Annotated in this window: 10 protein-coding genes and 1 riboswitch; of the genes, 8 read left to right on the top strand and 2 right to left on the bottom strand. The window is 70.9% G+C overall.

The genetic code is table 11. The features are described from left to right. From E1218_RS32650 to E1218_RS32680, 7 genes are all read left to right on the top strand, one after another. Positions 1–991, top strand: a 991-nt coding sequence (locus E1218_RS32650) for an MFS transporter (RefSeq protein ID WP_132326905.1), incomplete at its 5' end; no start/stop codon positions are given. Positions 992–1,048: 57 nt separating this feature from the next. Beyond that, a riboswitch (FMN riboswitch) is annotated at positions 1,049–1,182 on the top strand. Positions 1,183–1,340: 158 nt separating this feature from the next. Next, positions 1,341–2,369 (top strand): bifunctional diaminohydroxyphosphoribosylaminopyrimidine deaminase/5-amino-6-(5-phosphoribosylamino)uracil reductase RibD, encoded by a 1,029-nt coding sequence (gene ribD / locus E1218_RS32655; protein WP_202866313.1) that lies wholly within the window; start codon positions 1,341–1,343, stop codon positions 2,367–2,369. Continuing rightward, entirely contained in the window at positions 2,370–2,975 is a 606-nt protein-coding gene (locus E1218_RS32660) for a riboflavin synthase (RefSeq protein ID WP_132326906.1), read from the top strand. It begins immediately after the preceding gene. Beyond that, entirely contained in the window at positions 2,972–3,640 is a 669-nt protein-coding gene (gene pnuC, locus E1218_RS32665; protein WP_132326907.1) for a nicotinamide riboside transporter PnuC, read from the top strand. Before E1218_RS32660 ends, pnuC begins: the two co-directional genes overlap by 4 nt. Before the next feature lie 2 nt (positions 3,641–3,642). Then, positions 3,643–4,881, top strand: a complete 1,239-nt coding sequence (locus E1218_RS32670) for a bifunctional 3,4-dihydroxy-2-butanone-4-phosphate synthase/GTP cyclohydrolase II (RefSeq protein ID WP_132326913.1) — start codon at positions 3,643–3,645, stop codon at positions 4,879–4,881. After that, positions 4,881–5,351 carry a 6,7-dimethyl-8-ribityllumazine synthase gene (ribH, locus tag E1218_RS32675; protein ID WP_132326908.1) on the top strand — a complete coding sequence of 157 codons (471 nt, stop codon included), beginning with the start codon at positions 4,881–4,883 and terminating at the stop codon, positions 5,349–5,351. The genes E1218_RS32670 and ribH overlap by 1 nt, the downstream gene beginning before the upstream one ends. Positions 5,352–5,469: 118 nt before the next feature. After that, positions 5,470–6,645 carry an MFS transporter gene (locus tag E1218_RS32680; RefSeq protein ID WP_132326909.1) on the top strand — a complete coding sequence of 392 codons (1,176 nt, stop codon included), beginning with the start codon at positions 5,470–5,472 and terminating at the stop codon, positions 6,643–6,645. A 118-nt stretch (positions 6,646–6,763) separates the two neighbouring features. Here E1218_RS32680 and E1218_RS36825 read toward each other — a convergent pair whose 3' ends face one another. Continuing rightward, on the bottom strand, positions 6,764–7,726 hold the full coding sequence (locus E1218_RS36825; RefSeq protein ID WP_202866314.1) for a hypothetical protein: 963 nt from the start codon (positions 7,724–7,726) through the stop codon (positions 6,764–6,766). Between the two features lie 61 nt (positions 7,727–7,787). Between E1218_RS36825 and E1218_RS32690 the strand changes: the two genes are divergently transcribed. Beyond that, positions 7,788–8,756: a helix-turn-helix transcriptional regulator gene (locus tag E1218_RS32690; RefSeq protein WP_132326910.1), complete on the top strand. Its 969-nt coding sequence runs from the start codon at positions 7,788–7,790 to the stop codon at positions 8,754–8,756. Between the two features lie 193 nt (positions 8,757–8,949). On the opposite strand, the gene E1218_RS32695 is transcribed toward E1218_RS32690, so the two are convergent. Next, a complete protein-coding gene (locus E1218_RS32695; protein WP_202866315.1) occupies positions 8,950–9,906 on the bottom strand; it encodes a P1 family peptidase in 957 nt (318 codons plus the stop codon). Positions 9,907–10,415 lie beyond the last annotated feature (509 nt).

Raw genomic sequence — 10,415 nt, forward strand, 5'->3', positions numbered from 1 at the left:
GTGGCTCGACGCGCGGGGCGGGCGGGGGTTGATGACGACCGGCTCGGTGCTGGCGGCGGCCGCCGTACTCGGATGGTCGCAGGTCCAGAACGTCCTCCAGTTGTACGGCGTCTTCGTGGCGATCGGCGTCGCGTCGGCGATGGTGCTCTATCCGCCGGCGTTCGCGGTCGTGGTCGCGGTGGCGCGGCCGGAGGCGCGGACCAACGCGATTCTCGCCATCACGCTGGTCGGCGGGCTGGCCAGCTCGATCTTCATCCCGCTGACCGGGCTCCTCGCGGACGCGCACGGGTGGCGCACGACCCTCGTCATCCTGGCGGCGGTCGTCGCCGGTACGACGATCCCGTTGCACGCCGTCGTCGTACGGGGCGCCAGACCTCAGCCGGGCGGCAGGGTAGCCGGATCCCCGCGCCGCGTCCTGCGGGACCTCGGCTTCTGGCTGCTCGCCGGGGCGTTCGTGATGCACAGCGCGGCGCTGGCGGTCATCTCCGTGCACCTGGTGCTGTACCTGATCAGCCTCGGGCACCCGCCGGCCACCGCGGCGACCCTGGCCGGCGTCCTCGGCCTGTTGTCGGTCACCGGACGGCTCGTCACCAGCCTCGCGGCCCGCTGGTTGCCGATGGCCACGATCACGGCGTTGGTGCTGGCTGTGCAGGGAGTGGCGATCTCGTTGCTGCCCGTGGCCGGCCGGGAGGTCGCCGGGGCGATCGTCTGCCTGACGCTCTTCGGGCTCGGGTTCGGGGTGTCCTCGATCGCGACTCCGGCGATCCTGCTGGACCGGTACGGCGCCGACGGGTTCGGCACCATCTCCGGGATGCTCACCACGCCGGTCACCATCGCGAAGGCGGTCGGGCCGCTCGGCGGCGCGGCGCTCGCCGACGCCGCCGGCTACCGGCCGCTGATGGTCTCGGTGGCGGCGGCCTGTGTGACCGCGGCGGCCGCCCTGGTGCTGACCCAGCGGACCCGGCCGCGACCGATCCCGCCCAGGATGTGACCTAGGTCGTGGCGGGCTGGGCCGGCAGTGGCACACTGGACCCACGAGTGAACCCACTCGCGTGCTCCGGGGTCGGTGTAATTCCGAGCCGGCGGTGACAGTCCGCGACCCGGCCGCAGCAGTCGAGCGGTCGGTTGACCTGGTGGAATTCCAGGACCGACGGTGAAAGTCCGGATGGGAGGCGCACGCGATCGGCGGGTGCGCTCTGACGTCCGGCCGTGAGCCCTGCAAGGCGAGCGGAGTACGGCGAGCAGTGGTCGGGCTCGGCGGCGGCACCCCGGACGGCAGTGCGTGCGGAAGCCGGTTGTCACGAACCCCGGAGTGCGTCCGTGACGACGAGGGACCGTGAGTGAACAACGCTTCGCCGATCGATGTCGCCTGGATGCGGCGTGCCGTCGAGCTGGCCGCGAAGGGCATCGGCAGCACGCATCCCAACCCGGTGGTCGGCTGTGTGATCACCGGGCGCGACGGCCACCCGGTCGGCGAGGGCTTCCATGCCGTTGCCGGTGGCCCGCATGCCGAGGTCGAGGCACTGACGATGGCGGGCGCCCGCGCCCGCGGCGGTACGGCGTACGTGACGCTCGAGCCGTGTAATCACACCGGCCGGACCGGCCCGTGTGCCGACGCGCTGATCGAGGCCGGCGTCGCCCGCGTGGTGTATGCCGTACCGGATCCGAACCGGGAGGCCGCCGGCGGCGCGGAGAAGCTGGCCAGCAAGAACATCCAGGTCGAGCAGGGCGTCCTGCGGTCCGAGGCCGAGGCGGTCAACCACGTCTGGCTGCACAGCGTCCGGACGGGCCGGCCGTTCGTCACCTGGAAGTTCGCCACCACGCTCGACGGCCGTTCGGCGGCCCCGGACCGGACCAGCAAGTGGATCACCGGCCCGATCGCTCGGGCCGACGTCCACCGGAAGCGGGCCGAGTGCGACGCCATCGCGGTCGGCACCCAGACCGTGCTCGACGACGACCCGGAACTGACGGTCCGCGACGAGCACGACGTACCGGCCGCCAGGCAGCCGATGCGGGTCGTCGTCGGCGACCGGGAGATCCCGTCGACCGCGCGGGTCCGCAACGACCGGGCCCGGACGCTGCTGCTGCCGACCCACGACCCCGCCGAGGTCCTCCGGCAGCTCGACGACCACCACATCCGGCACCTCTGGCTCGAGGGCGGCCCGACGCTGGCCGCCGCCTTCCTCCGCGCCCAGCTGATCGACCAGATCGTCGCGTACGTCGCCCCGGCCGTCCTCGGCTCGGGGTTCGCGGCGATCGGCGACCTGGGCGCGGAATCGATCGACCACCTGCGGCGGTTCAAGCTAGCGGACGTCACCCGCCTGGGCGACGACGTCCGGCTGATCCTGACTCCTCTTGGAGGGAAGTAGATGTTCACCGGCATCATCGAGGAACTCGGCACGGTCGAGTCCCTGGACTTGCTCGACGGGGACGCGGCCCGGCTCACCATCCGCGGTCCGAAGGTGACCGAGGACGCCGGCCACGGCGACTCGATCGCGGTCAACGGCTGCTGCCTGACGGTGATCGAGCACGGTGCCGGGACCTTCACCGCGGACGTGATGCGCGAGACCCTGCGCCGGACCAGCCTCGGCGACCTCGAGAAGGGCTCCAGCGTCAACCTCGAGCGGGCGGTCGCCGCGCACGCCCGCCTCGGCGGTCACATCGTCCAGGGCCACGTGGACGGCACCGGCACGATCGCGAGCCGGACGCCGTCCGAGCACTGGGAGGACGTCCGGGTGGCGACCACGCCCGAGATCCTCAGGTACGTCGCCGAGAAGGGCTCGATCGCGATCGACGGCGTCTCGCTGACGGTCACCGACGTGGACGACGCGACCGGCACCTTCGGGGTCAGCCTGATCCCCACCACTCTCGAACTCACCGTGCTCGGCCGCAACCAGGTCGGAGACACCGTCAACCTCGAGGTCGACGTGATCGCCAAGTACGTCGAGCGACTCATCCAGGGAGGCACCAAGTGATCGACTGGTTGCTGCACTCCGAGGTCACCGTCGCCGGTTCGCCGGTGCTGGTGCGCGAGATCGTCGGCAACGTCTTCGGCCTCGGCAGCGCGCTGTTCGGCATGCGCCGGCTGGTCGCGGCCTGGCCGGTCGGCATCGTCGGCAACATCCTGCTCTTCACCGTCTTCGTCGGCGGGATCTTCGACACCCCGCAGGACAAGGACCTGTGGGGTCAGGCCGGTCGCCAGGTGTTCTTCGCCCTGGTCAGCCTCTACGGCTGGTACCGCTGGTACCAGACCCGCCACGGCGGCGCCGCCACCGGAGTGCAGCCGCGCTGGGCGACCGCCCGTGAGCGGTTCGAACTGCTCGGCCTCGCGGTCGTCCTCTACGCGCTCTCGTACTTCGTCCTGCGCGAGCTGGGCTCGTGGGGTCCGCAGTGGGACGCGTGGATCCTGACCGGTTCGATCCTGGCGACGTACGGCATGGCCCGCGGGTTCGTCGAGTTCTGGCTGATCTGGATCGCGGTCGACGTGGTCGGCGTACCGCTGCTGCTCCAGGCCGGCTTCTACCCGTCGGCGGCGATGTACATCGTCTACGGGCTGTTCTGTGTCGTCGGGTTCGCCTCCTGGTGGCGGATCCAGAACCGGGAGCGCGCCGCGGCCCCCGAGCCAGTGGTGGTGGGATGACGATGGGCAACGTGCTGAAGCTGGACACGATCGAGCACGCGATCGAGGAGATCCGCGCCGGGCGGCCGGTCATCGTGGTCGACGACGAGGACCGGGAGAACGAGGGCGACCTGATCTTCGCCGCGTCCAAGGCGACGCCGGAGCTGCTGGCCTTCCTGATCCGGTACAGCTCGGGGGTGGTCTGCGTCCCGATGGAGGGGGCCGAGCTCGACCGGCTCGGCATCCCGCTGATGACCCCGCACAACCGGGAGCGGATGCGGACGGCGTACACGATCTCGGTCGATGCCCGCGACGGCATCAGCACCGGGATCTCGGCCGCCGACCGGGCCCGGACGATCCGGGTGCTCACGGACTCCGCGTCCGAGGCGTACGACCTGGTCCAGCCGGGGCACGTGTTCCCACTGCGCGGCCGTGACGGCGGCGTCCTGGTCCGGCCGGGCCACACCGAGGCGTCGATCGACCTGGCCCGGATGGCCGGGCTGACGCCGGCCGCGGTGATCTCCGAGCTGGTGAACGACGACGGCACGATGAAGCGCGGTCCCGAGCTGCGCGAGTTCGCCGACGAGCACGGCCTGGTCCTGGTGTCGATCGACGACCTGATCCGCTACCGGCGCCGGACCGAGAGCCAGATCCAGCGGGTGGCGACCACCACGCTGCCGACCCGGTACGGCGATTTCATTGCCCACGGCTACCGGAACGTCGTCGACGGGTCGGAGCAGCTGGCCCTGGTCCGCGGCGAGGTCGGGGACGGGCCGACGCTGGTGCGGCTGCACTCGGAGTGCCTGACCGGCGACGTGTTCGGCTCGCTGCGCTGTGACTGCGGGCCGCAGCTCGACGAGGCGATGCGCCAGGTGGCCGCCGAGGGCGGCGTCGTCGTGTACCTGCGCGGCCACGAGGGCCGGGGGATCGGGCTGCTGCACAAGCTGCAGGCGTACGAGCTGCAGGACGCCGGCCGCGACACGGTCGACGCGAACCTCGACCTCGGGCTGCCGGCCGACGCCCGCGACTACGGCACCGGCGCGCAGATCCTGGCCGACCTGGGCGTCAAGGAGGCCCGGCTGCTGACGAACAACCCGGACAAGCTGGCCGGTGTCCAGGGGCACGGCATCGACGTGGTCGAGCGGCGGAGCATCTCGATCGACCCGACCGAGCACAATCTGCGGTACCTGCGGACAAAACGGGACCGGATGGGCCATCACCTGCCCGCCGGCGTACTGGCTGAAGAGAACGGAGCCGGCTGATGTCGGGCAGTGGAGCACCCACCATCGAGACCCCGCGGGCCGAGGGCGCCCGCGTCGCCGTCGTCGGCGCGCAGTGGCACCCGAAGGTGACCGACGCGCTGGTGGCCGGCGCGATCCGGGCGCTGGACGAGGCCGGGGTCACCGACTACACGGTGATCCGGGTGCCGGGCTCGTTCGAGCTCCCGGTGGCGTCGTTGCACGCGGCGAAGAACGGGTACGACGCCGTGATCGCGCTCGGCGTCGTGATCCGCGGGGACACGCCGCACTTCGAGTACGTCTGCCAGGCCACCACCGAAGGACTCATGCAGGTCGGCGTGACCACCGGCGTACCGATCGGCTTCGGAGTCCTGACTTGCGACAACGACCCCCAGGCGCTGGACCGGGCCGGTCTCCCCGACAGCCGCGAGGACAAGGGCTACGAAGCCACCCAGGCAGCCCTCGCGACCCTGCTGGCCGTCCGTAGCCTCTAGCTGTACTCGGCCGGGAGTCACCGCCGTCATCTGGACACGGCGTCGCGCCATGCCTCGACCGGCGCCTACGATCTGCTGACTGCCGGATGAGTTAAACGTTAAGGGTTGATGAGGTGCGATGAACTACCGACCGCTGATCTGGCTTGCGGTGGCGACGTTCTCGACCGGGATCGACGGTTACGTGCTGGCGGGTCTGCTGCCTGCGATCGCCGACGACCTGAGCGTCGTCGAGGCCGTGGCCGGGCAGTTGGTGTCGGTGTTCGCGCTGACGTCGGCGCTCGCGGCACCGGTGCTCAGCACGTTCACCAGCCGGTGGGAACGCCGCCGTACCATCGCCTGGTCGCTCTGGGTCTTCGTGCTCGGCAACCTGATCGTCGGGCTGGCGACGACCTACGCGATCGCGCTCGGCGGCCGGATCGTCGCGGCGCTTGGTGCCTGTCTGTTGAACGCCGCGGTCACCGGCTACGTGATCGCGCTGACGCCGGCCAGGGATCACGGCAAGGCACTGTCGTTCGTGCTCGGCGGCTGGATGGCCGCGACCGCGCTCGGCGTACCGGTCGGCCTGCTGCTCGGGCAGTCGAGCTGGCGTTTCCCGATGCTCCTGGTCGCGGTGGTGGGCACGATCGCGCTGGCCGGCATCCTGCTCAAGCTGCCACGGCTGCATCTCCCGGCCGCGACCCTCGCCGAGCGCCTTCGGCCGCTCGGTCAGCCACGGCTGATCGCAGGTCTGCTGGTCACCACCGGGATCCTCTGCAGCAGCTACACCTGCTTCACCTACGCGACGCTGATCCTGCGCCCGGCCTTCCCGGCCGGGTGGATGATGATCCTGATCATGTTCGGCTACGGCCTGGCCAGCATGCTCGGCAACGCGGTCACCGGGCGGCTCGCGGACAGGTTCACGCCGCTGCGGGTACTCACGGTCGTGCTCGCCGGACTCCTGGCGGACGCGGTGCTCGGGGCGATCACGTTCAGGCTCGTTCCCGTCGGTGCGGTGCTGGGCGTGCTGGGCCTCTTCTGGTTCTTCACCGCCGGCATCGGCAACGGCGGCGCCGCCGTACCGCAACAGGCGCGGCTCGCGTCGTTCGCGCCGGACTCGGCGGCGATCGTGATGGCGCTGAACGGCAGCGCCATCTCACTCGGCGTAGCTCTCGGCGGCGGCCTGGGCGGCCTCACCCTGGCCGCCGGCGCACCTCCGTCCGGCCTCCTGGTGGTAGCCGCCGCCGTCCTCGGTCTCACCCTGACCCTCCACCTGCTGGTCGCCCGATCCCGCCGGTACGACGCAGTACCCGCCTGATCGTGGTGCCGATCGACAGGAGGTATACGCCCACTCCCAGGTCGCTCCGCGCGTGAACTGAGCAACAACTGGGACGAAAGACCGGACACCTCCTGTCGAAATGCACTCCCTCCGGGGACTAACTGATCCTGCTGTGCTGCATCTTCCAGTTGGGGGTCCAGGTGCGGCCGCCGTCGGTGGAGAAAGCCTGTTCCCACGCGGCTTTGTCGGTGCCCGGCGTCCACGTGAAGCGGACGTCGATCGGCGTACCATCCCACACGTCCGGGCCTTCGAAGATCCCGGTGCCGTCGTCGTGGAACGAACCGGTCACCGGGGTCTCGAGTCGGCCGCGCAGGCTGTTGATCCAGTGGATCGCCCAGGTCCTCGACTCGGGGTCGTAGATCCGCAGGGTCGCGCCGCGGAAGCCTTCAGCCGGGAACCAGCCCTCGTCGAAGCTGATCGCTCCGTCGAAGTACGTCGTGACCTCCAGCTCCGACCGCATCTCGTACCACTCGGCGTCGTCACCCAGCGCGGGCTTGCGCCGGCTGTTGTGCAGGTCCCACCGGCCGACCAGGAAGTCGAAGTCCCCGGTCAGCTTCGGTACGTCGAGCGGCGGCGGAGGCGTGTCCCGCCGGGTGAAGTCCATGACCCAGTTGAGCTCCCAGGTCCGGCCGCCGTCGTTGGAGTAGCACTGCTCCCAGTGCGCGGTCCGGTCGGTCACGCCGGACCACGAGTAGCTGACCATGACGGTCTCGCCGTCGATCTCCTCCTCGCCGACGAGCCAGCAGGACGTCCCGTCGTCCGACCAGCGGCCGCGGACCGGCGGGTAGAGCCTCATCGTCCGCCCGTCGACCCACCAGATGCTCCACTGCCGCTCGACCGGGTCGAACACCCGCACCGACATCCCGTACCGCTGCTGCGTCGGGAACCGCATCTCGTCGATGCTGATCGCGCCGTCGAAGTGCGTCCGCGCGGTCGTGGTCCCCTCGAACTCGGTCCACTCGTCGCAGCCCATGAAGACCTGTTTCAGCGTTCGGTGCCGGACGTCGAAGTATCCGTTCAGGAAGTCGAAGTCGCCGGTCACCTTGGTCCATGTCGTCATGCAGTCAGCGTGCAGGCCAAACCTGACAGCGCATGGCAGTGTTCCGGGCTAGCCTCGGGACATGCGTTCGAGTCGGCTGCTGTCGATCCTGCTGTTGCTGCAGACCCGCAGGCAGCTGACCGCGCGTGAGCTCGCCGACGAGCTGGAGGTCTCGCTCCGGACCATCTACCGCGACATGGAGGCGCTCGCCGCGGCCGGTGTCCCGGTGTACGCCGACCAGGGCCGCGCCGGCGGGTATCGCCTGGTCGAGGGCTACCGCACCCGCCTCACCGGGCTGACCGAGCAGGAAGCGGCCGCGCTGTTCCTGGTCGGCATGCCCGGACCGGCCGCGGCACTCGGGCTGACCGCGGAGACGAGCGCGGCCGAGCTGAAGTTGCTCGCGGCACTCGCCCCCGACCAACGCGACCGAGCAGGCCGGCTGAAGAACCGCTTCCACCTCGACCTGCCGGCCTGGTACCGGGACGCCGAGAACTCACCGCACCTGTCCGCCGTGGCCGACGCGGTCCTGCACGACCGCCGCATCAAGGTGCTCTACCGACGCTGGGAGGCTCCGCGCGAGGTCGAGCGCGTGCTCGATCCGTACGGCCTCGTCCTCAAGAACGGCGCCTGGTACGTCGTCGCCGCGACCGCCGGCGGGATGCGCACGTACCGGGTCGCCAGCATCCTCGAACTCACTCCGACCGACGAGGAGTTCGACCGTCCGGCGGACTTCGACCTCGCCGGATTCTGGCAGGAGCGCCTGGCCGACTTCGACCGGACCCGTTTCACCGCCGAGGCCGTCGTCCGGGTGTCCGCCCGCATGGCCGCGCAGATGCACGACGTGTCCTTCCCGACCCTGGTGAAGGCGGTCGCCGCCGCCGAGCCCGCGGACGACGGCTCGGTCGTGGTCACCATCCCGATCGAGTCCATCGGCAACGCGGCCGCCTCCCTCTGCCGCTTCGGCGACGCCCTCGAAGTCCTCGAACCGCCGGAACTCCGCACCGAACTCGCGAACCTGTCCCGCACGGTGCTCGCCCTCTACGAGACGTGACCCAGGTCCCGGGCCAGGGGGCGCGGCGGAGGTTCGCGTACGCCGGCACCGCGAAGACGGCGAAGGCCCGGCCGGGTTAGCGCCGCCCCGCACACCAGGTCAGGAACTGCAGCGGGATGTCCTGCGATTCGAGGAGGGCGAAGAGCTCGGACGCCGCCGTATCCAGGCTCGCGTGCGGTGGTGCACCGGCCGGCTATCTCGGCCGGACGAGGTCGTGCGGGACCGCTTGGGCGGTGCGGCCCTGGTAGCCGACAGTGGTCGTGGCCATCGTCAACGAGTTGAGCAGGGCTTCCTCGACGGACTCCGTGGTGGCCTGGAAGACCGGGCGGAGCTCGCGGTCGGCGAAGGCCGGTGGGCGGTGCGTGCCGAACGCGACGGCGTAGTCCCCACTGCCGGGGGAGAAGTCGGAGCCGACCCGGCCCATCGCGAACACGGCCCGGCGGGCGACCCGGCCGAGCTGGCGGGCGTCCAGCGGGAGGTCGGTGGCCACGACGATCATGCAGGAGTTGCCGTCGGCATCGAGCGGCGCCGCGGGGACCGGGGTGCCGAGCACGGTCAGGGTGCCGGAGAAGTTGGCCTGGACGAGGACGCCGACCGTGCCCCGACCGGCCGTGCGGGAGGCCGTACCGATGCCGGCCTTGAAGCCGAGGGCCGACGTCCCGGTGCCGGCGCCGACGCAGCCCTCGGCCGGCCGGTCCGCGGACGCCGAGTCGAGGGCCGCGTGCACGTGCTCGGGGGTGATCGGGCGACGGCGGACGTCAGACAGGTGTCCGTCGTTCGTCTCGCCGACGACCGGGTTCAGGCTGGTCGCCCGCGGGTCCCGGTCGAGCAGCCAGGTGAGCAGAGCGTCGGCGACGCGGAACACGCTCAGCGTGCCGGTCAGGAGCACCGGCGTCTCGATCACGCCCAGCTCGTCCACCTGCGTGGACCCGACGAGCTTGCCGTACCCGTTGCCGACCGCGACCGCGGCGGGCAGGCCGTCGGCGTACCCGTCCGGCACGATCGCGGTCACCCCGGTGTGCAGGTCGCCCGTGGAGATCGTGGTCTGGCCGACGCGCACGCCGGGTACGTCGGTGATCGCGTTGAGCGGACCGGTCGGCTGGGTGCCGACGACGACGCCGAGGTCGCGGACTCTCCGGGGAGTTTGCACAGGAGCTATCGTCGGCCAGGTGCTGGTACAGCTGAACGACCGGGTGTGGCTCTACCCGCAGGACTCCGACGCGGACGCGGTCAGGCCCTCGGTCGCGGGGTGATCGCCGACGACCGCGCCCCGCCTCGGTCCGTCGTTCCGGGCGCGCGCCCTCGCCGTCTCCGACTGGGCCGGCTTCCGGATCGTCCTCCCGCAGTTGACTTTCGACGACACGCTCACGCTCCCGATGGGCGTCGTACTGCGTCATGTCGGCGGAAACACGCGCCCGACTCGCTGGTCGCGACCGACTCGGGTGTGATCCTGCTGGGCGACGCCTTCTACCCCCCGCCGTTCCACCTGCGCACCGGGACCGACACCATCGACCACGCGATGGTGAAGCGCCTGCTCGCCGGCAATCACATTTGGTACGTCGATGCTCACTCACCGCCACGAGGTCCCGGTAGGCGGACCTGACCGGACGCCGTCACCACCCGGCATCTAGGCTGGGCGCGCGATGAAGACCTTTGAGG

Source organism: Kribbella turkmenica, assembly GCF_004348725.1.
Taxonomy (GTDB): domain Bacteria; phylum Actinomycetota; class Actinomycetes; order Propionibacteriales; family Kribbellaceae; genus Kribbella; species Kribbella turkmenica.

Excerpts from the sequence above, each read along its gene's own strand:
- E1218_RS32660 (WP_132326906.1), top strand. The coding sequence starts at position 2,370 with ATGTTCACCGGCATCATCGAGGAACTCGGCACGGTCGAGTCCCTGGAC.
- E1218_RS32670 (WP_132326913.1), top strand. The coding sequence starts at position 3,643 with ATGGGCAACGTGCTGAAGCTGGACACGATCGAGCACGCGATCGAGGAG.
- ribH (WP_132326908.1), top strand. The coding sequence starts at position 4,881 with ATGTCGGGCAGTGGAGCACCCACCATCGAGACCCCGCGGGCCGAGGGC.
- E1218_RS32680 (WP_132326909.1), top strand. The coding sequence starts at position 5,470 with ATGAACTACCGACCGCTGATCTGGCTTGCGGTGGCGACGTTCTCGACC.
- E1218_RS36825 (WP_202866314.1), bottom strand. The coding sequence starts at position 7,726 with ATGACGACATGGACCAAGGTGACCGGCGACTTCGACTTCCTGAACGGA.
- E1218_RS32690 (WP_132326910.1), top strand. The coding sequence starts at position 7,788 with ATGCGTTCGAGTCGGCTGCTGTCGATCCTGCTGTTGCTGCAGACCCGC.